The 25,265-nt window shown below is 63.3% G+C and carries 21 protein-coding genes and 1 riboswitch; of the genes, 8 read left to right on the top strand and 13 right to left on the bottom strand.

Going from position 1 to position 25,265, the window contains the following annotated elements:
• Positions 1-5 precede the first annotated feature (5 nt).
• From AC0L2H_RS13875 to AC0L2H_RS13830, 10 genes are all read right to left on the bottom strand, one after another.
• Positions 6-968 carry an ABC transporter substrate-binding protein gene (locus AC0L2H_RS13875; protein WP_473591048.1) on the bottom strand — a complete coding sequence of 321 codons (963 nt, stop codon included), beginning with the start codon at positions 966-968 and terminating at the stop codon, positions 6-8.
• 75 nt (positions 969-1,043) lie between these two features.
• Positions 1,044-1,811: an ABC transporter ATP-binding protein gene (locus AC0L2H_RS13870; RefSeq protein ID WP_473590748.1), complete on the bottom strand. Its 768-nt coding sequence runs from the start codon at positions 1,809-1,811 to the stop codon at positions 1,044-1,046.
• On the bottom strand, positions 1,808-2,641 hold the full coding sequence (locus AC0L2H_RS13865) for an ABC transporter permease (protein WP_473590747.1): 834 nt from the start codon (positions 2,639-2,641) through the stop codon (positions 1,808-1,810). The genes AC0L2H_RS13870 and AC0L2H_RS13865 overlap by 4 nt, the downstream gene beginning before the upstream one ends.
• Before the next feature lie 386 nt (positions 2,642-3,027).
• Positions 3,028-4,461 (bottom strand): aldehyde dehydrogenase family protein, encoded by a 1,434-nt coding sequence (locus tag AC0L2H_RS13860; RefSeq protein WP_473591047.1) that lies wholly within the window; start codon positions 4,459-4,461, stop codon positions 3,028-3,030.
• Positions 4,462-4,644: 183 nt separating this feature from the next.
• Positions 4,645-7,791 carry an efflux RND transporter permease subunit gene (locus AC0L2H_RS13855; protein WP_473590746.1) on the bottom strand — a complete coding sequence of 1,049 codons (3,147 nt, stop codon included), beginning with the start codon at positions 7,789-7,791 and terminating at the stop codon, positions 4,645-4,647.
• 248 nt (positions 7,792-8,039) lie between these two features.
• Complete coding sequence (locus AC0L2H_RS13850; protein ID WP_473590745.1) at positions 8,040-9,188, bottom strand: efflux RND transporter periplasmic adaptor subunit; 1,149 nt, start codon at positions 9,186-9,188, stop codon at positions 8,040-8,042.
• 52 nt (positions 9,189-9,240) lie between these two features.
• A complete protein-coding gene (locus AC0L2H_RS13845) occupies positions 9,241-9,852 on the bottom strand; it encodes a TetR/AcrR family transcriptional regulator (RefSeq protein WP_473590744.1) in 612 nt (203 codons plus the stop codon).
• A 157-nt stretch (positions 9,853-10,009) separates the two neighbouring features.
• A complete protein-coding gene (locus AC0L2H_RS13840) occupies positions 10,010-11,650 on the bottom strand; it encodes an acyl-CoA synthetase (RefSeq protein WP_473590743.1) in 1,641 nt (546 codons plus the stop codon).
• A gap of 39 nt (positions 11,651-11,689) precedes the next feature.
• Positions 11,690-12,004 (bottom strand): type II toxin-antitoxin system RelE/ParE family toxin, encoded by a 315-nt coding sequence (locus AC0L2H_RS13835; RefSeq protein WP_473590742.1) that lies wholly within the window; start codon positions 12,002-12,004, stop codon positions 11,690-11,692.
• 17 nt (positions 12,005-12,021) lie between these two features.
• The gene (locus tag AC0L2H_RS13830; protein WP_473590741.1) at positions 12,022-12,267 is read right to left on the bottom strand and encodes a type II toxin-antitoxin system ParD family antitoxin; all 246 of its coding nucleotides are present in this window, start codon (positions 12,265-12,267) and stop codon (positions 12,022-12,024) included.
• A 136-nt stretch (positions 12,268-12,403) separates the two neighbouring features.
• Between AC0L2H_RS13830 and AC0L2H_RS13825 the strand changes: the two genes are divergently transcribed.
• From AC0L2H_RS13825 to AC0L2H_RS13815, 3 genes are all read left to right on the top strand, one after another.
• Positions 12,404-13,369, top strand: a complete 966-nt coding sequence (locus AC0L2H_RS13825) for a sugar-binding transcriptional regulator (protein ID WP_473590740.1) — start codon at positions 12,404-12,406, stop codon at positions 13,367-13,369.
• 92 nt (positions 13,370-13,461) lie between these two features.
• Entirely contained in the window at positions 13,462-15,516 is a 2,055-nt protein-coding gene (locus tag AC0L2H_RS13820; RefSeq protein ID WP_473590739.1) for a bifunctional aldolase/short-chain dehydrogenase, read from the top strand.
• 206 nt (positions 15,517-15,722) lie between these two features.
• Complete coding sequence (locus tag AC0L2H_RS13815; RefSeq protein ID WP_473590738.1) at positions 15,723-16,514, top strand: phytanoyl-CoA dioxygenase family protein; 792 nt, start codon at positions 15,723-15,725, stop codon at positions 16,512-16,514.
• A 62-nt stretch (positions 16,515-16,576) separates the two neighbouring features.
• Here the strand turns inward: AC0L2H_RS13815 and AC0L2H_RS13810 are convergent, their stop codons facing one another.
• The 3 genes from AC0L2H_RS13810 to AC0L2H_RS13800 all read right to left on the bottom strand — a co-directional run bounded on the left by AC0L2H_RS13810 (position 16,577) and on the right by AC0L2H_RS13800 (position 20,269).
• Entirely contained in the window at positions 16,577-17,629 is a 1,053-nt protein-coding gene (locus AC0L2H_RS13810) for a substrate-binding domain-containing protein (RefSeq protein WP_473590737.1), read from the bottom strand.
• 46 nt (positions 17,630-17,675) lie between these two features.
• Positions 17,676-18,671: an ABC transporter permease gene (locus AC0L2H_RS13805; protein WP_473590736.1), complete on the bottom strand. Its 996-nt coding sequence runs from the start codon at positions 18,669-18,671 to the stop codon at positions 17,676-17,678.
• Positions 18,672-18,757: 86 nt separating this feature from the next.
• The gene (locus AC0L2H_RS13800) at positions 18,758-20,269 is read right to left on the bottom strand and encodes a sugar ABC transporter ATP-binding protein (protein ID WP_473590735.1); all 1,512 of its coding nucleotides are present in this window, start codon (positions 20,267-20,269) and stop codon (positions 18,758-18,760) included.
• Between the two features lie 136 nt (positions 20,270-20,405).
• Here AC0L2H_RS13800 and mtnK point away from each other — a divergent pair, with 136 nt between their 5' ends.
• The 5 genes from mtnK to AC0L2H_RS13775 all read left to right on the top strand — a co-directional run.
• Entirely contained in the window at positions 20,406-21,677 is a 1,272-nt protein-coding gene (gene mtnK, locus AC0L2H_RS13795; protein WP_473590734.1) for an S-methyl-5-thioribose kinase, read from the top strand.
• Positions 21,674-22,768 carry an S-methyl-5-thioribose-1-phosphate isomerase gene (mtnA, locus tag AC0L2H_RS13790; protein WP_473590733.1) on the top strand — a complete coding sequence of 365 codons (1,095 nt, stop codon included), beginning with the start codon at positions 21,674-21,676 and terminating at the stop codon, positions 22,766-22,768. Before mtnK ends, mtnA begins: the two co-directional genes overlap by 4 nt.
• Before the next feature lie 65 nt (positions 22,769-22,833).
• A riboswitch (FMN riboswitch) is annotated at positions 22,834-23,033 on the top strand.
• A 76-nt stretch (positions 23,034-23,109) separates the two neighbouring features.
• Positions 23,110-23,583 carry a 6,7-dimethyl-8-ribityllumazine synthase gene (locus AC0L2H_RS13785; RefSeq protein WP_473590732.1) on the top strand — a complete coding sequence of 158 codons (474 nt, stop codon included), beginning with the start codon at positions 23,110-23,112 and terminating at the stop codon, positions 23,581-23,583.
• 69 nt (positions 23,584-23,652) lie between these two features.
• A complete protein-coding gene (locus tag AC0L2H_RS13780) occupies positions 23,653-24,666 on the top strand; it encodes a dihydroxyacetone kinase subunit DhaK (RefSeq protein WP_473590731.1) in 1,014 nt (337 codons plus the stop codon).
• Between the two features lie 12 nt (positions 24,667-24,678).
• On the top strand, positions 24,679-25,265 hold a 587-nt coding region (locus AC0L2H_RS13775), incomplete at its 3' end, for a DAK2 domain-containing protein (protein ID WP_473590730.1).

The raw sequence follows: 25,265 nt of genomic DNA, 5'->3' as shown, positions 1-25,265 counted from the left end.
ACCGTTCAGTCCTCTGGCAGATAGTCGTTAGAGATGTAGCTGGCGAAATCCGGCTTGGCGGCCAGCGCAGCACCATTGCCGTCTTTCAGGATTCCGTTGGCGAAGAGATATTCGCCGATGCTGGCGTTCTTGGCGGGGTCGATCGTGCCGATCGCACCATCCTCGCCGCGAAGATAGTGTCCGTCGACAAGCGCCTCCAGCGAGGCATGGACAAGATCCTTGTCGGTCAGCGCATCCGGGTTGGCGGCAATCAGCAGATCGGCGGCCTCGTCGGGATGATCCACGGCGTAGGCATAGCCTTTCTGCGTCGCGACGAGGAACGCCCTGGCGGCATCAGGCGATTGCTTGAGATAGGCGTCGCTGGAAACCAGAAGCGTCGTGTGCTGGTCGGGCACGCCATAGTCGGCGTATTTGAACGCCTTCTGCTTCTCGCCGATCAGCTGAGCCTTGACGCCTTCCCATGTCACGACCTCGAGCGTGAAGTCCACCGAGCCGTTGGCCAGCGCCTCATAGGCGGAGGTGCCCAGCGTGACGGTCTTGATGTCGCCCTTGCCGCCATCATGCCTGATGATGCTGCCGATCAGCGCGGTCTCCCAGGCGCTGCCGAACCCGCCATAGGTCTTGCCGTCGAGATCCCTCGGCGATTTGATGTCGGCACGGTCGGCGTTGAAGACGACACGCCCGGTCTCATGCTGGACGACCGCGTAAACCGCCCTGAGGTCGGCGCCGGCCGCGTGCTGGGTGTAGAAGCCGACGCCGGCGACACCGAAATCGGCGAGGCGATTGCTGACCAGCGTGCCGGCGGCGGTGTCGGAATAAGGCAGGATCTCGACGTCGAGGCCGGCCTCCTTGTAGAAGCCTTTCTCGCGCGCGACGTAGAGGCCGATATGATTGGTGTTCGGTGTCCAGTCGAGCGCGACGGTCACCTTCCTTGCCTCCCGCGCATGGACGGGGGCTGCAAGGACCATAGCCCCGGCCAGTGCGGTGGCGACGAGTTTGATTGCGTTGCGGCGATCGATCAATTCAGTCTCCTTGTTTGGAATTCAGGTGAGTTCGGGCGAAGCGCTGCCAAGCAACGCGTCGAGAAGCTCGGCTTCGATCCGCGTCGCTTCGGGAGCGGAAAGGTCTCGCACGGTGCGCGGACGGCCGAGCGGCACGGCGATCTCGTGGATCACGCGGGCCGGACGTGCAGAAAGCACATAGATCCTGTCGGACAGAAAGACCGCCTCCCGCACGTCATGGGTGATGAGCAACGCGGTCCAGCGATGGCGTTCCCACATCCGTTCGAGCCATTGCTGCATGGAGGTGCGCGTCAGCGCGTCGAGCGCGCCGAACGGCTCGTCGAGCAACAGCATCTGCCGGTCCTGGATGACGGTCCGCAACAGCGCGACGCGCTGGCGCATGCCGCCCGACAATTGGCTGGGGTAGTGCTGCTCGAAGCCGGCAAGCCCGAACTGCTCCAACAGCGGGGCGACACGCCGGTGCGCCTCACGGCGCGGCACGCCCTGCACTTCGAGGCCGAGCACGGCATTGTCGATGACGCGCCGCCACGGCATCAGCGCGTCGCGCTGCGGCATGAAGGCGAATTTGCCGGCAGGGTCGGTCAGGTCAGCCCCGTCGAAAGCTATGGTTCCCGCGCCGGGCGTGGTGGCGCCGGTCAGGATCTGGAACAGGGTCGACTTGCCGGCTCCCGACGGGCCGAGAATGGAGACGAATTCGCCGGGCGCGACATCGAGGTTGATGCCGCCCAGCACGTCGAGCGTATCGAAGCGTTTGGCGACATGGCGCAACGAAAGCCTGGGCGCGCTCATTTGCGGTCGTCCTTGCGCACTTGCTCCCAGGGCATGGAGAGGCGCTCGATCAGCACCGTGCAGCCAAAGAGAACAAGCGTGATGAGGGCGCTGCAAAAGACGGCGGCGAGCACAAGGTCGGGGCGAAAATTGTTCTTGGCCGCAAGCATGTAGATGCCGAGGCCCTTCGCCGCGCCCGAATATTCGGCGAAGATCGCACCGACCACCGCGTAAGTGATCGAAATGCGCAGTCCGGTGAAAAAGAAGGGAATGGCCGATGGCAGTCGCGCCTTGAGGAACACCTGCGCGCGGGTGGCGCCCATGGAACGCAGCAGCCACTCCATGTCCTTGTCGGTCGAGTCATAGCCCTGGACCAGCGCCACCATCATGGGAAAGAAGGTGACCAGCGCGACCAGCAATATCTTGGGCAGCAGGCCGAAGCCGAACCAGAGAACGACGAGCGGCGCGATCGCCACCAGCGGCAGCGTCTGGCTGATGATGAACACCGGGAACAGCGCACGGCGCAGCGGCCGCACGAAATCGACCAGAACCGAAGAGATGAACGCAGACGCCACCGAAAGCGCAAAGCCGCTCAACGTCGCGGCGACCGTGGGAAGCGCGTTGTCGATCAGCGCCTGACGGTTTTCGACAATCTGCTGGAGGACGCGCGAGGGCGCCGGCAGCGTCGTCGGCTTGATGCCGGAATAGCGGGTATAGAACTCCCAAACGAGTATTATCGTCACAACGAGGACCGTCGCTGGCCAGGCCGCGCCGATTGCGGCGCCAAGGCGTTTTCCGGCGCCGGTCAGTTGCCCCACGATCCTCGAAACAGGCGAATAGTAGACAAGCATGACGATCTCACATGCATCATGCCCCCCGGCAGATCGCTCTAGCCTTAGTTCCGCTATTTCGCCAGATCGCCTCGCCAACTTTGCCGTGGTCAGTTGAAGGCGTCCTCGGAGACATCGGCCTTGCCTGTTCGGCGGCAACCCTTGCACGCACGCGGCTGCCAAGCAGCCCGACTGCAATGTCCACTTTTTATAGACATTGCGATTGAGAGAAAGGAATGGATGCTCGCCACGACGGAAAACCGCGGATAATTTTTCTGTTTGCGGCGGCGTCGAAAAAACAGAGCCGCCGCCTGCCCACGCGGATGACCGATGTCCAGGAGCGGGCCGGCGCCACAAAACTTCCCCGTGAGCATTTTTCGAATGTTTGGTCTGTATAGGCGGCCTGCTCAGTCGATTTTGATGAACACGCCCTTGGTGCTGAGATACTCGTCGAGGTGCTCGGCGCCGCCCTCGCGACCGTAGCCGCTCATCTTGTAGCCGCCGAACGGTACGGCCGGATCGATGGCGTGATAGGTGTTGACCCAGACCGAGCCGGCGCGGATCTTCCGTGAAAGCTGATGCGCCTTGGCGACGTTCTGGGTAAAGACGCCGGCGGCAAGGCCATAGGGCGTATTGTTGGCGCGCTCGACCGCCTCGTCCAGCGTATCGAAGGGCAGCGCCGAAATAACCGGCCCGAAGATTTCCTCGCGGGCGATCTTCATGTCATCCGAGACGCCGGCGAAGACGGTCGGCGCGACGAAATTGCCGGCCGCGAGCGTGCCTTCCGTCAGCCGTGCGCCGCCGGTCACGAGCGTCGCGCCCTCGGCCGTGCCGGCTTCGAGAAAACCAGTGACCCGTTCGAGCTGCCGCAGTGAAACCAACGGGCCGATCTCGGTTGCCGGGTCGATGCCGTCGCCGACCCTAAGACCCTTGGCATAGGCAGCCAGCCGCTCGACGAACTCGTCATGAACAGGGCGCTCGACGAACAGGCGCGAGCCGGCGATGCAGATCTGGCCGGAATTGGCAAATACCGACATCGCCGCCACCGGCACCGCCCTGTCGAGATCGGCATCGGCGCAGACGATAACCGGCGACTTGCCGCCGAGCTCCAGCGAAACGCGCTTGAGATTGCCGGCCGAGGCGCGCACGATCGACTGCCCGGTCGCCGTCGAGCCGGTGAAGACGATCTTGTCAACGCCCATATGTTCGGCAAGCGTAGCGCCTGCCTCGGCGCCGGTGCCGGTGACGACGTTGACAACACCCGCTGGCACGCCTGCCTCGTTCATGATGTCAGCGATCAAGAGCGGCGTCAGCGGGGCTTCTTCAGACGGTTTCAGCACGATGGTGCAGCCTGTCGCCAGCGCCGGTCCGATCTTCCAGATCGACGCAGCCGTCGGCGCGTTCCAGGGGATGATGGCGCCGACGACGCCGACCGGCTCCTTGCGGGTGAAAGAGACGACCTCACCCGGCAGCGAGTTTTCGATGGTCTCGCCATGCAGCGCCGTGGCCATGCCGGCATAATAGCGCAACATACCGATGACGCGGTTGCGGTTGGCGCGGGTGCGCATGATCGGCATGCCCATGTCGGTCGTGTCCGACCGGCTGATCTCTTCCCAATGCTTTTCGAAAAGGTCAGCGATCCTGAGGAGCAGCACCTGCCGTTCATAGGGTTTGAACCGGCTCCACGGTCCGTCGAAGGCCTGGCGCGCCGCAGCTACCGCCAAGTCGATGTCCTGGCGATCGCCGCGCGGTACCGTGGCGATGACAGCGCCGGTCGCCGGATTGCGGATCTCCATGGTGCGGCCCGAGCGGGCGTCGAGCCAGGCGCCATCGATGAACATCTGGCGATGGCGTCCGTCGATCGGCAGGCGTAGGTCTATCGAGGTCTGAGCCAGGGTCAATATCTTCCTCCTTGTGAGGCGGGCATATAGCCGCCCTGTAATGGAGGACCGCCACAACGCCGCACGTCAGACGTACGGCGTTCTAGCATTTTTTGGCCGGCGCATCCTATGCGCCAGCAAGGATTACTCGGCCGCCAGGGGCAGTTGCATTTGCGGCCTTTCGCTTTCTTCCGCCTCCCCTGTCCCGGGCGCCGGCTCGACAGCCTTCTTGGGCTCCCTGCCGAAGAACAGGGCATAGCCTGCCGGAAGGACGAGGATGGTGAGCACGGTGGCCACCAGGATGCCGCCCATCATGGCATAGGCCAGCGGACCCCAGAAGACGGCGCGCGAGATCGGGATCAGCGCCAGCACGGCCGTCATCGCCGTCAGCACGATCGGCCGGAAACGGCGGACGGCCGAGCCGATGATGGCCTCCGAGCGCTCCATGCCTCTCGCGATGTCCTGGTCGATCTGGTCGACAAGGATGATCGAGTTGCGCATGATGATGCCGAGCAGTGCAATGACGCCAAGGATGGCGACGAAGCCGAATGGCGCGCCACTGATCAGCAGTGCGGCGGCGGCACCGATGATGCCGAGCGGGCCGGTCGCCAGCACCAGCATCGCCTTGCCGAAATGCTGCAGCTGGATCATCAACAGCACGACGATGATGGCCAGCATGATTGGCGCCTTCGCGGCAATCGAAGCCTGGCTTTCGGCCGAATCCTCGGCACCACCCTGGATCTCGATCTTGTAGCCGGGCGCCAGACCGTCGCGCAGGCCCTTGATGTCGTTGTACATCTTGGTGACGACGTCGTTCGACTGCACGCCGTCCGGCAGCGTGGCGCGCACGCTGATGGTCGGCAGGCGATCGCGCCGCCATTCGATGCCCTGCTCGAGCACCGGCACGACCTTGGCCACCTGCGACAGCGGCACGAAGCCGCCGAAATCGGTCGGGATGTAGACCGAATCCACCGACGACAGCAGCTTGCGGCTCGCCTCCGGCTCGCGGGCGACGATGGAAACCGTCTCCTCGCCGTCGCGGAAATCGTCGAGCGGCGCGCCGGACATCGTCGCCTGCAACATCTGGCGGATGCGCTGCGAGGTGACGCCGAGCGCACGGGCGCGATCCTGGTCGATGACCAGCTTCATCGCCGGCACCGGCTCCAGCCAGTCGTCGTGCACGGCGCCGAGCAGCGGATTTGCCTGGAATTTCGCCTTCACCTCATCGGCGATGCGGCGCACCTCCTGGCGGTCCGGACCCATGACGCGCATTTGCACCGGCCAGCCGGTCGGCGGACCGAGGAACAGGCGGTCGACCTTGGCGCGGATCGACGGGAAATCCTCAGCCAGGATGGTGCGCATCTTGACGATCAGCCGTTCGCGGGCCGGCTCGTCCTTGGCCATCACCAGAAGTTGGGCAAAGTTCGGATTCCTGAGCTGCTGGTCGAGCGGCAGGAAGAAGCGCGGCGCGCCTTCGCCGATATAGGTGGCGATGAAGCGCTTGTCCGGGTCGTCCATCATCCTTGATTCGAGCGCCTTGGCCTGCGTCTCGACCTCCTTGATGCTGGTGCCTTCCGGCAACCAGAGATCGACAAGGATTTCCGGACGCGACGATTGCGGAAAGAAGTTCTGCGGGATGAACTGGAATGCCCAGAGACTGGTGGCGAAGGTCATCAGCGTCATGGCCAGCACGATGATGCGATGGCGTACGGCCCAGCCGACCGTGGCGCGAAGCCGGCGGTAGAAGCCTGTGTCGAAGGCATCGTGATGACTGCCGGCGTGCTTGCGCTGCTTGAGGATCATGTGACCGAGCCATGGCGTGAAATAAACCGCCACGAACCAGGACACGACCAGCGCGATGCCGACGACGTAGAACAGGGTGCGCACATATTCGCCGGCGGTCGAGGCGGCGAAGCCGACCGGGATGAAGCCGGCGGTGGTGATCAGCGTGCCGGTCAGCATCGGGAAGGCGGTGGAGGAATAGGCGAAGCTCGCCGCCTCGATTTTGACCAGTCCTTCCTCGAGCTTTCGCTCCATCATCTCGACGACGATCATGGCGTCGTCGACCAGGAGGCCGAGCGCGATGATCAGGGCGCCGAGCGAGATGCGCTGCAGATCGATGCCGATTTCGTACATGATGGCGAAGGTGGCTGCCAGCACCAGCGGAATGGCGATCGCGATCACCAGGCCGGAACGCCAGCCGATCGACAGGAACGAGACGACAAGCACGATCAGCAGCGCTTCGCCGAGCGCTTCCATGAATTCGTTGACGGCGTCCTTGACGACCTCAGGCTGGTCCGAAATCTGGTCGACCGCAACGCCATAGGGCAGTCCTTCCTCGAAGCGTTGGTAGGTCGCCTCGACATCCTTGCCGACGTCCCTGACGTTGAAGCCCTTGGCCATGACAACGCCGAGTTGGACGCTGTCGTGGCCGTTGTAGCGGTATTTGCGCTGATAGGGGTCTTCGAGACCGGAGGTGACGGTGGCGATGTCGCCCAGCCGCGTCACCTGGTTGCCGGCGCGCAGGCGAAGCTCGCGGATGTCGGCAGCCTTGGTCACGTCGCCTTCGACCGAAATGCGCACCGAGTTCGTGCCGGTATCGACCGAGCCCGCCGGATCGACATTGTTCTGCCCCTTGATCGCATTCTGCAGATCGGTGAGCGTCAGGCCGCGCTCTGCAAGCGTCTTCGACGAAACGTCGATATAGAGCTTCTCGGGCTGGTCGCCGATGATGACGGCCTTTTCGACACCGGGCGTCGTCAACAGCATGTCGCGCGCCTGGATGGCGAATTTCTTCAGCTCGGGATAGCTGTAGCCGTCGCCGCTGATCGAATGCAGCGTGATGAAAGTGTCGCCGAATTCGTCGTTGAAGTACGGACCGAGCAAGCCTTGCGGCAGATCTCCCGATATATCGCCGACCTTCTTGCGGACCTGGTAGAAGGCATCCGCCACCTGCGCCGGATTGGTGTCGCCCTTGATCTGAACGGTGATGATGGCGCTGCCGGCGCGGGTGTAGGAGCGGACGAAATCGAGATGCGGCGTTTCCTGCAGCTTGCGCTCGATCTTGTTGACGACCTGATCCTCCATCTCCTTGATCGAGGAGCCTGGCCAGACGGCCTGGACGACCATGACGCGGAAGGTGAAATCCGGATCTTCCTTCTGGCCCATGCGCATCAAGCCGAGTGCGCCGGCAATGATGATCAGGCCGAACAGAAACCGCGCAATGCTCGGGTGGCCGATTGCCCAGCGCGAAAGATTGAAAGGCCGCTTTTCAGTGCTGTCGGTGGTCATGACGCCAGTCCTGTCCAATTGATCGGCAGCGCTCGCGCTTGCTGCTCATGAATTTCGATCTGGCTTCCGGGCGGCGAGGCTTTCCGAGCGGAGAGACACTCGTCGTGGTGGGGCACGAGGATCGATGTGGGGGGTACATCAACCTCGCGTCTCGACAATCGGGCGCTCACCGCCCGGAAACCATGACCCACCCGACCCGTGGCTTGCGCCTCGGCGAAGACAGTGGGGGCTTTCATTTCGCCAGCGCTTCAGCGCAGGCTGCTGGTGGTGTCGCCATCATTCTCGGCCGATGCGGACTGCTGGGCTGCATCGCCGGAAAGCTTTACTTTCAGATTCTCGGTCATGAACTGCGTTCCGGCGGCGACGACCACGTCGCCGGGCTTCAACCCGTCGGTGACCCGCACGCCGTCAGGAGCGAATTCGGCGACCTTTACCGGCCGTGCGTGGACTGTGTCGCCGTTGCGGTCCACGGTCCAGACGATCTGCTGGCCATCCTTCTGCGCCAGCGCGCTCAACGGGATCGCAACACTTTGCCGGCTGTTGGACACCGAGGCTTCAATGGTCGCGGTCATGCCGAGAAGCACGCGCGGATCGTTTGGCAGGCTGACACGAACGGCAAAGGTGCGCGATTGCTGATCGGCGCTGCCGGCGACCTCGCGGACCTTGCCGTCGAGCGTCAGCGCGTCGTCGGACCAGAAGCCTGCCTTGACGTCCTTGCCCGGCTTGAACTGGGCGATATCCATTTCCGGAACGGCGATCAGCACTTCCTTTTCGCCATCGACGGCAACGGTCACGACCGGACTGCCGGAGCCAACCACCTGGCCGACATCGGCGGCAACCGATGTGACGATGCCGTTCCTGTCCGCCTTGAGGTCGGTGTAGAGGACCTGGTTTTTCGCCTGGTCCAGCGATGACCGGGCGGAATCCCGGGTGGCGACCGCCTGATCGTAGCTAAGGGTTGCCTGCTCGAGCTGCGATTTCGACGAGACGTTCCTGGTAAACAATTGTTCGGCGCGACGGCGCGCGAGACCTGCTGTCTCGACCCCCCTTTCGGCGGCATCAAGTGCTGCCTTGGTGCTGCTGACGGAGAGCTCGTAATCGGCGGGATCGATGCGGGCAAGAACATCGCCCGGCTTCACCCTGTCGCCGATGTCGACCAGGCGCTCGGTGATCTTGCCGTTGATGCGGAAGCCAAGATTCATCTCGGTGCGGGCATGCACCGAGCCGGAATAGGAGAGCTCACGGGTGTCGTTCGCCTTGGCGATCTCGACCACCTTGACCGGGCGGATGATCTCCTTGACCTCAGCTTTCTCCTGCGAGCAGGCGGCGAGCCCAAGCGTGGCGACGATCAGGCCAGCGACTGGCAGCCTGCGGATGATGGAACTGGACAAGGACACTTTCGCACTCCTGCTGGAGATGAATGGTCGACACCGGCGCGGTGGGCGGCGGCTATTTCTTCAAGGCTTTGATCGCATAGTCGATGAGGTCGTCGGGCATTGCCCGATTGGTCTTGGCAAGACACTGCGCCACCATCTGCGGGTGGCACAAAATGACTGTGGCGGCGCCGAAGCAGCGCGACGCGATCACCGGATCCTGGTCGGCAAACTCGCCGGCTTCAATGCCGTCGCGGATTACCTCGGCGAACAGGTCGTGGATGCTGTCGACATGCTTGTCGATGACGCCCCAGTCACGTTCGAGGGCGACGATGACCATCTCATGGACCTTCTGGTCGTCGAGCATGACCTCCATCGTCATCTTGTATTGCGCGTGCACGTAACGCCGCAGCCGCTCCTCGGCGCTGATCGGCAGGCGGGAAATCTCGTAGGCCATTTTGTAGCTTGCGCCGAGCATCCGGCCACAGACGGCCTGGTGGATTTCGACCTTGGAGGCAAAGAAACGATAGATGTTGGCCGGCGACATGCCGAGTTCGCGCGCGATGTCGGCGACATTGGTCTTGCCGTAGCCATAGTGGCGAAACAGGCGTTCGGCGCAGTCGAGAATGCGCGTAACATTCTCCTGTCGGGTGGGGTCGGCCACGATGTGGGCTGCGGCTTCAGACATGGCTCTCTGTCTTTTACGAGTGACGAATTTCAACTTTCGTCACTCGTAAATCGAAATTCGTCACTTGTCAACGCGGATTCGACGTACGCGTACAATTGGTGACAGATGGTGACAGAATCGGCTGATGCTGCGGACGTCCGGGGCTCCTAGCCGCCTACTAGGCGCCCTTCGCCATTTCCCGCAGCCGGAACTTCTGGATCTTGCCGGTCGAGGTCTTCGGGATCTCGGCGAAGATCACCGCCTTCGGCACCTTGAAGCGAGCAAGAAGCGAGCGGCAATGCTCGATGATCTCGGCCTCGGTCGCCGTCCTGCCCGGCTTCAGCTCGACATAGGCGACCGGCACCTCGCCCCATTTGTCGTCGGATCTGGCGACGACGCCGCAGGAGGCGATGGCCGGATGCTTGTAGAGCGCGTCCTCGACCTCGATCGAGGAGATGTTCTCGCCGCCGGAAATGATGATGTCCTTGGAGCGGTCCTTGAGCTGGATATAGCCATCGGGATGCATGACGCCGAGGTCGCCGGAGTGGAACCAGCCGCCGGCAAAGGCCTCGTCGCTGGCTTTGCGGTTCTTCAGATAGCCCTTCATGACGATGTTGCCGCGGAACATGACCTCGCCGATCGTCTCGCCATCGGCCGCGGTTTTTTCCATCGTCGCGGGATCCATCACGGTCAGGCCTTCGAGTGCGGCGTAGCGCACGCCTTGCCTGGCCTTCTTCGCCGCCTTCGGACCCTTGTCCAGCCCATCCCACTCGCCATGCCATTCGTTGACGACGGCCGGGCCGTAAGTCTCGGTCAGGCCGTAAAGATGGGTGACGGCGAAACCGGCATCGGCCATGCCCGACAAAACGGCTTCCGGCGGGGGCGCCGCGGCCGTGTTGAAGGTGACGGTCTGCGGGAATTCCCGCTTGTCCTCATCCCTGGCATTGATCAGCACCGACATGACGATCGGCGCGCCGCACAGATGGGTCACGCGATGGTCGGCGATCGCGTCGTAGATCGGCTTTGGCCGCACCCAGCGCAGGCAGACATGGGTGCCGGCCTGGATGGCCAGCGTCCAGGGAAAACACCAGCCGTTGCAATGGAACATCGGCAGCGTCCAGAGATAGACAGCATGCTTGGCCATGCCAGCATGGATGGTGTTGGTGTAGGCCATCAGCGCCGCGCCGCGATGATGGTAGACGACGCCCTTGGGATTGCCTGTGGTGCCGGAAGTGTAGTTGAGCGATATCGCATCCCATTCGTCGTCAGGCATCAACCAGGCGAAATCCTCGTCGCCGCCGGCGACAAACTCCTCGTAGTCCAGCGTGCCGATGCGCTCGCCCTTGGGATATGGCGCGTCGGCGGCGTACTCCGGATCGTCATAGTCGATGACCAGCGGCTTGACCTTGGCCATGGCCAGCGCTTGCCTGACGACGCCGGCGAATTCGCGGTCGACGATCAGCACTTTGGTCTCGGCGTGGTCGAACTGGAAGGCGATGACCGCGGCGTCGAGGCGGGTGTTGAGCGAATGCAGCACTGCCTTGGTCATCGGCACGCCGAAATGCGCTTCCAGCATCGGCGGCGTGTTGGAGAGCATGACGGTGACGGTATCGCCCTTGCCGATGCCATGTTTCGAAAGCGCCGAGGCGAGCTTCAACGACCGCCGCCAGAAATCGCGATAGGTGGTTTGCTGGCGGCCATGAATGATGGCGACATGATCGGGGTAGGTGCTTGCCGCCCGCTCCAGATAGGTCAGTGGCGTCAACGGCTGGTAGTTGGCCGCGTTCCTGTCGAGATCCTGTTCATACCGATTGCCCATCCCCGTCCCTCCCCATTTTATCGAACCCACGAGACTCAGCTATTCCTGACGCCGCTCCCCGCCCTCACCTTCCGACCACAAACCATCGATGTCCCGATGCCCTTCGACGATGTTCGCCACCTCGAACCAATCGCCGTCATAGCGGAAGAAAATCACGTATCCTCTGAAAGCGAAACTTCGGACATCCGGCCGTAGATCGGGACGAGCTCGGCCAATCGTCGCCGGCAAACTCGACAGATCACGGCATTTCTGGCGCAGAGCATCCACAAAACGTCGGCCAATCACCAGACTGCCGCTTTCGCGAGTTATGTATTCAAAGATATCGACCAGGTCTGTCTGTACCGACGGCAACATGCGCAGCCGTGGCACTCCTAGAAGCCTTCCTTTGCGAGTTGCTCAGCCTTGGCTTCCATGGCCGCATCAATATCGTGTTCGGTCGCTTCACCCTCGTCGGCAAACGATTTGTCCAGCATGGCGCGCAGCGCCTTCAGCTTTTCCTCGCGTTCCTCGACCAGACGCAGGCCCTCGCGCACGACTTCGCTGGCAGAGCCATAGCGACCATGCTTCACAATGTTGGACACAAAGGTTTCCCAGCGGTCTCCCAATGATACGTTCATTCTCGTACCTCCTGTTTGTCCCAAAGGTACGGCAATAACAATAAGTGCGCAATTGCTGACATAACGGAGGCCAACCACACCTTAGCTTCGTTGACTTTTGTCGAGAGCCGTGAATAATGTCAGAGAGGGAGATGGCATGGCGATCCGACCGGCAGAACAGCTTATCCACAAGGCCGCCTGGCTCTATTATGCTCATGGCCTGCGCCAGGACCAGGTGGCCAGCCAGCTCAAGATCTCCCGCGCCTCGGTCGCCATGTATCTGCGCAAGGCGCGCGAGACCGGCATCGTCAACATCTCGACCTCAACGCAGCTCTTCACCGACGACGTGCTGGCGCGCAAGCTGGAAGACGCGCTGAAGCTCGACGCGGTCTGGATCGCGCCGGAAAACGGCCATGTCGCCGATCCCTCGACCGACATCGCGGTGCTGGCGGCCAGCGTCTTCCTCGAACTGGTCAAGAAGGGCGACCGCATCGGCGTCGCCTGGGGACGCACCGTCTATACGATCGCCGATATCATGTCCTATGCCGACCTGCAGGACGTCACGGTGGTGCAGCTCTGCGGCAATCTGGGAGCTCCCTATTCGTACCGGCCCGACCAATGCACCATGGAGATCGCGCGCCGGCTCAACGCCAAGGGGCTTAATTTCTATGCGCCGCTGGTGCTGACGACGGAAGAACTGGCGCGCGGCCTGCGCGCCGAGCCGGTGATCCGCGAGCAATTGTCGGGCATTGGCGATTGCGACCTGGCGCTTTATTCGGTCGGCACCGTCGATGCCGACAGCCACGTCGTCAAATGCGGCGCGCTGACGGCCGCGGAGATGGGGGCATTGCGAAAGGCGGGGGCGGCCGGCGTCATCGCCGGGCAGATCATCGACGCCAAAGGCAAGGCGCTCGACTGCAGCTACAACCGCCGGGTCATTTCGGCGGAGCTGTCATCGCTGCGCAAGATCGAAAAACGGCTGATGGTCGTGCAGGAGGACAGCAAGTTCGAACCGCTGATCGCGGCAATCACCGGCGGGCTTTGCACACATCTCGTGGTCGGTGCGCGAATGGCTCGGCGGCTGCTGGACCATGCCGGGCCGGCGGCAGAGAAGGCTTCATAGCGACCACATTTCTTGCCGCAAACGCGTTGTCATCAAAGCGTCGCGGCATTCCTGTTCACAACGACAAACACAACAATCGGGCCAAGCCAAAAATGAAGAACCTGTGGAATGACGGTGATGCGGAAAAACTCGCTGCCGACTACGCGAAGAAGGGCGTCAGCCGGGATCTCGCGCTGCGCGTCTATACGACACGGCTTCTGGGCGGCGAGCCGCGGCTTGTCCTGCATGGCGGTGGCAACACCTCCTGCAAAACGAAGGCGACCGACCTCGTTGGCGACGAATGGGACGTGCTCTGCGTCAAGGGCAGCGGCTGGGACATGGGCGTCATCGAGCCCCAGGGCCTGCCTGCGGTCAAGCTCGGTGCGCTGCTGAAGGCGCGGTCGCTCAAAAGGCTCTCCGACGAGGACATGGTCGCCCTGCAGCGGGCGAACCTCATCGATCCAACCTCGCCGAACCCTTCGGTCGAAACGCTGCTGCATGCCTTCCTGCCGCATAAATTCGTCGACCACACGCATTCGACCGCCATCCTGGCCATCGTCGACCAGGACGACAGCGAGGCGCTGAGCGAGAAGGTCTTCGGCAGCAAGATGGGTTACGTGCCCTACATCATGCCGGGCTTCGACCTGGCGAAAGCGGCTGCCGATGTCTTCGAAGCCGACCCGGCGGTCGAAGGCCTGATCCTCGACAAGCATGGCATCTTCACTTTCGGCGACGATGCCAGGCAGGCCTATGACCGCATGATCCATTACGTGAACGTCGCCGAGGATTTCATCGCCAGGCATGGCAAGCCGCGCACCGAAAAAGCCGTCCTGCCGGCGAGACTGGCGACGGCGGCGGATCTTGCGCCGATGCTGCGCGGCGCTGTGGCCGTGGCGCGCGGCGAAGGCCGCTTCGAGCGCATGATCAGCGATTTCCGCACCTCGGACGCGATCGTCGACTTCATCAATTCGGCGAGGATTGCCGACTATGCCGGGCGCGGCGTGTCGACGCCTGATCTCTCGATCCGCATCAAGACCGGACCGATGGCGCTGCCGGCGCCCGACGCGGCAAAAATCGGCGACTACAAATCCGTCATCCGCAGCCACGTCGAGGCATTCGCCAAGGATTATCGCGCCTATTTCGAAAGCAATGACGGGCTCGACGATGTGAAGCGTACCATGCTCGACTCGATGCCGCGCCTGACGCTGGTGCCGGGCCTCGGCATGTTCGGCCATGGCCGCACGCTGAAGGATGCCAGGATCGCATCCGACGTCGGCGAGATGTGGATCGAGGCGGTGCGCGGAGCAGAGGCTGTCGGCGACTTCCGGCCGCTGTCGAAAGCCGACCTGTTTCCGCTCGAATACTGGTCGCTGGAACAGGCCAAGCTCGCCTCCAACAAGCCGAAGCCGCTGACCGGCCAGGTGGTGCTGGTTACCGGCGGCGCCGGCGCGATCGGCGCCGCCACCGCAAAGCTGTTCGCCGACAATGGGGCGCACGCCGTCATTGTCGATCTCGACGCGACGAAGGCTGCCGAGGCGGCAAGGAAGGCCGGCAACAACTCGATCGGCATCGGCACCGACATCACCGATCCGGCTGAGATGCGCGCTGCGTTCGACAAGGCCGTCGCCGTCTTCGGCGGTGTCGACATCCTGGTTTCCAATGCGGGCGCTGCCTGGGAAGGCCGGATCGGCGAACTCGACAACGCCACTTTGCGCAAGAGCTTCGAGCTCAATTTCTTCGCCCACCAATCGGCGGCACAGAACGCCGTGCGCATCATGCTCGAACAGGGCACCGGCGGCGTGCTTCTGTTCAACACCTCCAAGCAGGCGATAAATCCGGGTCCGAAGTTCGGCGCCTACGGCATACCGAAGGCGGCGACGCTGTTCCTGTCGAGGCAATATGCCCTCGACTATGGCGCCCATGGCATCCGCTCGAATGCCGTCAACGCCGACCGCATCCGGTCCGGACTGTTGACCGACGCCATGATCGCCAGCCGTTCAGGCGCGCGCGGCGTGTCGGAGAAGGAATACATGTCCGGCAATCTGCTCGGGCAGGAAGTGACGGCCGAGGACGTGGCCTTGGCCTTCCTGCATCAAGCGCTGGCCGAGCGGACCACCGCCGATGTGACGACGGTGGATGGCGGTAACATTGCCGCGGCGCTGAGATAGCAATCGGGCAGCCAAGAGCTGCCTGTGTTTCCAACGACCTTGGTCCAGCGCTTGCATTGCAGGCTGCGACGGCCTATCCCGGATGCATGATGTTCATGTCCACATTCTTCCCCCTCGCCTGACCGAAGCAACGTTTCGGGGCGCTTGATGCGCCGAGCAGGTTTGAAGGCGCCGCAGCATCGGTCGCCGAGTGGAGATAATGGATAATGACCAAACCCCGTCAATTCGGCCTGAGCGAGGCTCAGGTCGGTCAATTCATCGATCATGGCTGTGTCGCTCTGGAGGATGCATTCAGCGGCGCCCTTGCCCAAGTGTGCCGCGACATGTTGTGGACGGAGATGGGCCTTGCCCCGGATCGCCCGGAGGAATGGAAACAGCCTGTCGTTCGCCTCGGCTTCATGACGCAACGCCCCTTCGTTGAAGCCGCCAACACGCCGCGGCTTCACAATGCCTATGACGCTCTCGCTGGAACGGGGCGGTGGATAGCTCCGACAGGACTCGGAACGTTTCCCCTTCGCTTCCCTTCGAAGCAGGATCCCGGCGATGCCGGCTGGCATGTCGACATGAGCTTTGGAACCGACCATGCGGACTTCATGCAGTGGCGAACCAATGTCACAAGCAGGGGACGAGCGCTGCTGATGCTGTTCTTGTTTTCAGACGTGGGACCTGACGATGCGCCAACGAAGATTCGTGTTGGCTCGCACCAGGTGATCGCGCGTCGGCTGCTGCCTCATGGGCCGGAAGGCATGACACTGCAGGAATTGGCGACGGACGGTTTTGCCGAAACGGAGGCCTGCGACGAAGTCCTGGCAACCGGCCATGCCGGAACGGTTTTCCTGTGCCACCCCTTCATCGTGCACACCGCACAGCCGCATCGCGGAACACAACCGCGTTTCCTCGCGCAGCCACCATTGCTGCCGAAGGCCGAGTTCGATCCGGCCCTGCCACCATCCCCGGTGCAGATCGCGATCCGCCGCGCCTGCGGCCTTGGTTTCTGATCATCCCAGAGGAAACAGAAAGGGCCGCCACTGGGCCCTTTCTGTTCGTTCGAGGTCGAACGTTACTTGGCGTTCGGGTTCGGCATCCAGGCCGGCATGGCGACATCGGCATGGGCGAACTGCGGCAGCTTGGCCGACAGGTCCTCCATGTTCTTGATGTCCTTGTCGATCAGGTCCTTCTGGGTGATCAGCGTCGGCGGCACGATGACGTTGTGGCCGGGATCTTCTCCGGCAAGCATCTGCGCCAGAGCGCGCACGGAGACCTGGCCGACGACGGCCGGGTTGGTGGCGGCGGTCGCCGCCCAGGCGCTGTCCGGCTCGCGCATGGCGGCAATGTCGGACGTCGAGATGTCGGCCGAATAGATCTTGATGTCCTTGTTCATCCCGGCTTCGTCGACGGCGATCTTCACACCCTTGGCGAATTCGTCATAGGGGGCGAACATCACCTTGATGTCTGGATGGGCCGACAGCACCGAGCGCGCCTGGTTGGCGACGGAATTGGCGATCGGATTATCAAGCGTGCCGAACATGGCGACTTCGTCGATGCCGGCATGCTTCTTCTTAACGTCGACCCAGGTCTCGTTGCGGCGGTCGAGCGGAGCGATGCCGGCGACATAGACGTAACCGGCTTTCCAGCTCTCGCCATTGTCCTTGACCGCCTGTTCGAGTGCCAGCCGCGCGAGATCGCGGTCGGACTGCTCGATCTGCGGAATCTTCGGGTTTTCGACATTCACGTCGAAGGCGACGACCTTGATGCCGGCATCCACCGCGCGCTGGGCGGCCTCCTTCATCGATTCCGTCAGCCCGTGCTGGATGATGATGCCTTGCACGCCGAGCGCGATGGCCTGGTCGACCATGTCGGCCTGGAGCGCCGCGTCCTGGCGGCTGTCGAGCACGCGCAGATCGACGCCGAGCGCCTTCGACTGCGCCTCGACGCCGGAGAGATAGGCCTGGAAGAAGTCGCCGGTCGAGAGATAGCGGACGAGCGCGATCTTGACGCCCGGCTTGTCGAACGGCGCCGGCTTGTCCGCGGCAAAAGCCGGAAACTGCATCAGCATTGTTGCGCCGGCCAGCCCGAAAGCTGCCTTGCCCAAAAGTCTTCTTGTGATCTTCACGTTGTTTCCTCCACTTGTTGAACTCAAGAACTGATCCGGCCGAAAGCTATCTCCTGCCCCTGCCGGAAAGGGCGAAGGTGAAGACAAGGGCGACGACCAGAACCACGCCCTTGACGAAATCCTGCGTGTAGTAAGGCGCGTTCATCATGGTCAGGCCTTGCAGCAAGATGCCGACGAACAGCGCGCCGACGGCGGTGCCGAAGGCGTTCGGCTTGGCGGCCCCGAGCACCGCATAGCCGATGAGCGCGGCAGCGACAGCGTCGAGCAAGAGATTATTACCCGAGGCGATGTCGCCGCGTCCAAGCCGGGCGGCGAGCAGAATGCCGCCGATCGAGGCAAAAACGCCTGAAATAATGTAGGCCCAGATTTTGTATGCCTTGACAGGCGCGCCGGCGAGTTCGGCGGCCCGTTCATTGCTGCCGACCGCATACATCATGCGCCCGAAACGCGTGTATTCGAGAAAGAACCAGATCAGCGCCGCCAGAACGAGCAGCACGACGACCGACACCGGAATGAGGTTCGGGATGAAGAAATCGAAGCGGTGGCGCCCGAGCGCCAGGAAGGCGTCGGAGAATTTGCCGTTGGCGACCGAACCGTCGGGCATCGTCATGCCGGTGGCGATCGAGCGGCCCTCGGTCGGAATGCGCTGGAGGCCGACAAGCAGAAACATCATGCCGAGCGTCGCCAGGAGATCGGGCACGCGCATATAGACGATCAGCCAGCCATTGATGAGGCCGACGACGGCTCCGATCAGCAGGCAGGCGACGACCGCGACGACGGCATTCTGCTCCAGCACGACCATCACATAGGCCGCCGCCATCATGGCGCTGGTAGCGACGGAGCCGATCGACAGGTCGAAGCCGCCGACAACCAAAGTGGCGGTGACGCCGAGCGCCAGCACGCCGGTGATGGCGACCGACTGGAAGATGAAGACGGCACTTTGCGGCGAGACGAAGCCGTCGGCGGCGATGGCGAAATAGGCGATCAGCCCAAACAGCAAAAGGATGAAGCCGTAACGAATGGCGTAGTCGCGCAGCGTCATTCAGCGCTCCCGCGCGGTGCCGCCATTTCTAGCCAAACTGAACTCATGCCTTCATCCGTTCCACGTCTCATCATCGTCTTGCGATCTCATGCCGCGCTGTGCAGCGGCCCGCCCGCGACTTCCGCGAGCAGGCGATCCATGTCGACGTCGCCGTTGCGGTGTTCGCCGACGATCGTCTGCTCCGACATCACCAGGATGCGGTCGGCCGTTTCCAGCGCCTCGTCGAGTTCGGTGACGAACAGCAGCGTCGCCCGGCCGTTGGCGCTTGCCCTGAGCTTGGCCGCGATGTCGCGCCTGGCGGAGATGTCGACGCCCTGAAACGGCTCGTCGAGGATGAACAGTCTGGCGGCCTGCGACATCCAGCGCGCCACCATCACCTTCTGCTGATTGCCGCCGGAAAGGGCGGACATCTCATCCTTCTCCGAGCGGCAGACGATGCCCAGTTCCTGGATCTGCCGCCGGGCCGTGGCGCGTTCGATACGGCGCCTGAGAACACCGAGGCGCGACGTCCGCTTGAGGAACGGCAGGCTGACATTCCGCTCGATGTTGAAGTCACCGACGATGCCGCTTGTCGCGCGGTCCTTGGCGACCAGGAACACGCCGGCCGCAATCGCCTCACCGGCCGTTTCAGGCGCATAAGGCCTGCCGTTCATCGTCATGGTGCCGGCGAGCGGCTTGCGCACGCCAAACAGCGTCTCGGCGAGCGCGGTCTTGCCGACGCCGACGAGGCCGGTGATGGCAACGACCTCGCCGTCGCCGAGCGTCAGCGAGATCGGCCGGGCGCCCGGTGCGATACGCAGCCCATCGATGGTCAGGACAGGCTTGACCGAATTCCTGGCGACGATGCGGTCGAGATGGATCTTGCGGCCGAGCATGGCGTTGACCGCGCCTTCATAGTCGAGCGGCTTCCTGTCGAAGACGCCCGAGATGACGCCGTCGCGCATCGAGACGATGCGGTCGGCAAGCCGCCTGATGTCCGACATGCGGTGCGAGATATAGAGGATCGCCACGCCTTGCTCGCGCAGCCGGTCGAGCAGCGCGAACAGCCGGTCGGCCTCGGCGCTGGACAGGGAAGAGGTCGGCTCGTCGAGGATCAGCACTTTCGGCTGATGCGCCATGGCGCGCGCAATCGTCACCATCTGACGATCGGCCAGGGAGAGATCGCTGATGCGGGCCTTGAGGTCGATGATCAGCCCCATGCGGTCGGCAACGGCCTTCGCCTCGCGGCGCACCCGGCCCGGATTGAACAGGAACGGCGCACTGCTGCCGCTCAGCCGGTCCAGCGTCAGATTGGTGGCGACGTCGAGATCGGCGACGACGCCGTCATTGATGTTCTGGTGAACGGTGACGACGCCGGCGCGGATCGCTTCCGCCGGCGTATTCGGGGCAAACTCGTGACCTGCCAGGCTCATGCCGCCGCCGCCGCGCTCATAGACGCCGCTGATGATCTTGACGAGGGTGGATTTGCCGGCGCCGTTGGCGCCCATCAGCACGGTGACTTCGCCGGCATGCAATTCGAGCGAGACGCCGCCAAGCACCTCGATATGGCCGAAGGATTTCCTCAGGCCGTCCACGCGGAACACGGCATCATTGCCCATTCGTTCCTCCCTGACCGTGACGCTATGGGCTCCATCGTCAATTGTCAACACGATTGACAATTGCCAGAGGGCTTCCTAGCTTGGCCCCGTCGCCATGCCTCCGTTATATCAGGAGCGCATATGCGGGAGGATGACGATGACTGGGAAATTGCCGTTCGAAGCACTATCGGTCGAGACGCTTTCGACGCGCCTTGGCACAAACGATGCGCTGTGTGCGCGGATCGGCAAGGACACGGCGAGCTGGAAGGTCCGTGAAGTCGGTGACGGCAATCTGAACCTAGTGTTCATTGTCGAGGGCACGACGGGCGCGGCCATCGTCAAGCAGGCCCTGCCCTACGTCCGTCTGGTCGGCGACAGCTGGCCGCTGCCTTTGAAGCGCTCCTTCTTCGAATATCACGCGCTGACACGGCAAGAGGCGCGCGCGCCGGGCTCGGTGCCGGCCATCCATCACTTCGACGAAGGCCAGGCGCTGATCATCATGGAGTATCTGTCGCCGCACATCATCCTGCGGCGGGCGCTGATCGAAGGCCGGCAGCTTCCGAACATCGCGCGAGACATCGGCTTGTTCATGGCCCGCACGCTGTTTCGCGGCTCCGACCTCTCGATGGTGACCAAGGATCGCAAGGCGGATCTGGCGCTGTTCGCCGACAATGTCGAGCTCTGCGACATCACGGAGAACCTGGTGTTCTCCGACCCCTATTTCGACGCCAAGATGAACCGGCATACGTCACCTCAGCTCGACAGTCTGGTCGCCGAATTGCGCGCCGACCGCGACCTCAAGGTCGAAGCGCAGCGGCTAAAGCATCTCTTTGCCGCCAACGCCGAAACGCTGCTGCATGGCGATTTGCATTCCGGTTCGATCATGGTCACCGACACCGAAACCAGGATGATCGATCCGGAATTCGCCTTTTACGGACCGATGGCCCTCGACGTCGGCATGCTGCTCGCCAATTTCTGGATGGCCTTCTTCTCGCAGCGTGGCCACGAGCAGGCGGGAGAGCGCGACGCCATGCGCGCCTATCTGCTCGATGTCATCGTCGAGACTTGGGTGGTGTTCCGCACCGAGTTCTCGCATCTGTGGCGAACCGAGCGCACCGGCATGCTCTACCAGAAGAGCCTGTTCGAGGATCAGGGCGACCAGCTTGGCGCCGAACAGGCGCTCGACCATGTGCTGCATCAGATCTGGGATGATTTGCTGGGTTTTGCCGGTATCGAGATCCACCGGCGCATTCTCGGTTTGGCGCACAACGCCGATTTCGAGACCATTGCCGACGAGGATTTGCGCGCCAGATGTGAGGCCAAGGCGCTGAAATTCGGCCGTCACCTCGCCGTCAACCGGCGCCAGATCCACAGCATCGACGAGGTCAACAATCTGGCCGCGCTGATCGAGCAGGAGAGCAGAGTTTGAACGTCGGCGACCGCCACTACCGCACCATCTGGCTGAGTGACGACAAGCGCTCGGTCGAGATCATCGACCAGCGCTGGCTGCCGCATGATTTCCGCATCGAAAAGATCGGCACCGTCGCCGGCATCGCCACGGCGATCCGTGATATGTGGGTGCGTGGCGCGCCGCTGATCGGCGTCACTGCGGCTTACGGCGTCGCCATGCGGATGGCCGACGACCCCTCGGACGCGGCGCTCGACGCGGTCTGGGAGACATTGCACGAAACGCGGCCGACCGCGATCAATCTGCGCTGGGCGCTGGATGAGATGCGGCGCTTTCTCAGGCCGCTGCCGCCTGAACAGCGCGCCGAGGCCGCCTACCGGCGCGCCGGCGAAATCGCCGATGAGGATGTCGGCCTCAACCGCGCCATCGGCGCCAACGGCCTCGTCATCATCAAGGAGATCGCGGCACGCAAAAAGCCGGGCGAGACCGTCAACATCCTGACCCATTGCAATGCCGGCTGGCTGGCCACCGTCGACTATGGTACCGCCACCGCGCCGATTTATCTCGCCACCGAAGCCGGCATTCCGGTCCACGTCTATGTCGACGAGACGCGGCCGCGCAACCAGGGCGCCCAGCTGACCGCATGGGAGATGGCCGGGCACGGCGTGCCGCATACGCTGATCGTCGACAATGCCGGCGGCCATCTGATGCAGCGTGGCGAGATCGACATGGTCATCGTCGGCACCGACCGCACCACCGCCGACGGCGACGTCTGCAACAAGATCGGCACCTATCTGAAGGCGCTGGCCGCCGCCGACAATGACGTGCCGTTCTATGTCGCGCTCCCCTCGCCGACCATCGACTGGACGGTGGGCGACGGGCTCACCGAAATCCCGATCGAACAACGCTCGCCCGACGAGGTCTCGCTGGTCTGGGGCAAGACCGCGTCCGGCGAGATCGCCCAGGTCAGGGTGTCACCGGAGGCGACGCCGGCGGCCAACCCGGCCTTTGACGTGACGCCGGCGCGCCTGGTCACAGGCCTGATCACAGAGCGCGGCGTCGCCAAGGCATCGCGCGAGGGCCTGAAGGCGATGTTTCCCGAACGGGGGTGACCCCCTCGAGGGGGCGCTCGATGGGAGATTGACACCGGAGCCCTGCCCTTCCATACAAACGCCGTCAAAGTTCTCAGGGCGGGGTGAAACTCCCCACCGGCGGTAAGGGTTCTTGGTTGCGCATGCTTCCTTTGCGAAAACCGTTCCGGTTTTCGGGGTCATGTGCCGGATCCAAGCCCGCGAGCGCTTCCCTGATACGGGAAGGTCAGCAGATCCGGTGCGATTCCGGAGCCGACGGTCACAGTCCGGATGGAAGAGAACGAACGGAAAAAGGCCCACTTTCGCGGGTCCGACTTCGTATCGTGCGTCCTGATTCTGGTTCGAAACGGAAGGATGGACCCATGAATCAGCATTTTCCAAAAGACCACGAAACTGTTCGCGTTGGCGTCATTCGCGCGCGCTGGCATGCCGACATCGTCGACCAGTGCGTGCAAGCCTTCGAAGCGGAGCTCGCCGTGCTCGGGGATAACCGCTTTGCCGTCGATGTCTTCGACGTGCCGGGCGCCTACGAGATCCCGCTGCATGCCAAGACCTTGGCCGGAACCGGGCGCTATGCCGCGATCCTCGGCACGGCCTTCGTCGTCAATGGCGGCATCTACCGGCACGAATTCGTGGCGAGCGCCGTCATCGACGGCATGATGAATGTGCAGCTTGCGACCGGCGTCCCGGTGCTTTCGGCCGTGCTGACACCGCACAATTATCATGACAGCGCCGAGCACCACCGCTTCTTTTTCGAGCATTTCCAAGTGAAGGGAAAAGAGGCGGCCAAGGCCTGCGTCGAGATTCTGGCCGCGCGTGAAAAACTTGCGGCGTGAAATGTTCGCAGCCAGGTGGAAATCGCGATAACACCCGGTAGTATTTGCGAAAATGCCGAGTTGGGGAGGATGCCGGTGCAGACCAAGAAGATCATCAATGACGGTAACCGCTCCGTCGACGAGATGCTGGAAGGTATACTCGCCGCGCATCCGCGCCACCTCAAAAGCGCCGCCGGCAGCCCGCGCTCGATCATCGCCCGCGACGGGCCGCGCCCCGGCAAGGTTGGCCTCGTCATCGGCGGCGGCTCGGGCCATGAGCCGACCTTTCTCGGCTTTGTCGGCAAGGGGCTGGCGGATGCGGCGGCAATAGGCAACGTCTTTGCCTCGCCGCCGCCGGACCCGATCCTCGGATGCGCCAAGGCGGTCAGTGGCGGCGCCGGCGTGCTGTTCATGTATGGCAACTATGCCGGCGACGTGATGAACTTCGACATGGCGGCCGAGATGGCGGCGATGGACGACATCGAGGTGCGCACGGTGCTGAGCACAGACGATGTCGCTTCCGCACCGCGCGACCAGCGGCGGAAGCGGCGCGGCGTCGCCGGCAATTTCTTCATCTTCAAGGCGGCGGGCGCGGCCTGCGACCGGATGCTGTCCTTCGATGAATGCGAGCGCATCGCCCGCAAGGCCAACGACCACACTTTCACCATGGGCGTGGCGCTGTCGCCTTGCTCGCTGCCGCAGACCCGGCGGCCGAATTTCGAGATCGGGCCGGATGAGATGGAGATCGGCATGGGTATCCATGGCGAACCCGGCATCGCGCGCGGCAAGTTGAAAACGGCCGACGAGATCACCGACGAGATGCTGGACAAGATCCTTGACGAGATGGCGCCGGCACGCGGCGACAAGGTCGCGGTGCTCGTCAATTCGCTCGGTTCAACACCACTGATGGAACTCTACATCATGAACCGCAGGGTCAAGCAGAGGCTCGACGACATCGGTGTCTCGGTGCACGCGACCTGGGTCGGCAATTACTGCACCTCGCTGGAGATGGCCGGCGCCTCGGTGACGCTGATGCATCTCGACGGCGAATTGCAGACCATGCTCGACCACCCCTGCGATTGCGCCATGTTCCGCGCCGGCTGAGAGAGTATCTCCGTGACATCCATCGATTCATCAGGCCTGAAGACAATGTTCGATGAAATCGCGGCGGCGATTGAGGCCGACAAGGACCGGCTCTGCCAGCTCGACGGCGTCATCGGCGACGCCGACCATGGCATCGCGATGGCGCTCGGCTTCGGCGCGGTGCGCGATGCGCTGGCCGCGCTCGACCTCTCGACGATCGAGCCTACGGCATTGCTCAACACGGCGGCGAAATCCTTCCTCAATGCCGTTGGCGCATCGTCCGGCCCCCTCTATGCCACGGCGTTCATGCGCGGTGCTGCCGCCGTCAAGAGCAAGGCCGTGCTGGCGGATGCGGATTTGGTCGCCATGGTCCAGGCGATGGCGCAAGGCATCAGGGATCGCGGCAAGGCCGAGATCGGCGAAAAGACGATGGTCGACGCCTGGCAGCCTGCGGCCGAAGCGGCAGCCGCCGCCCATGCCGCCGGCAAGACGCTGGCCGAAAGTCTCGGGGGCCCCCCCCCCCCGGGCGCGCCCGCGGCCCCGGCGGCGCCCCCGCAGTTGGGGGGGGGGGGGGCCGGCGCGCGGGGGCGGGGGCGGGGGGGGGGGGGGGGGGGGGGAGG

The organism is Mesorhizobium sp. WSM4871 (assembly GCF_055811295.1).
The sequence above is the reverse complement of the archived record's forward strand: the minus strand, read 5'-3'. Positions and strand labels throughout refer to the sequence as shown.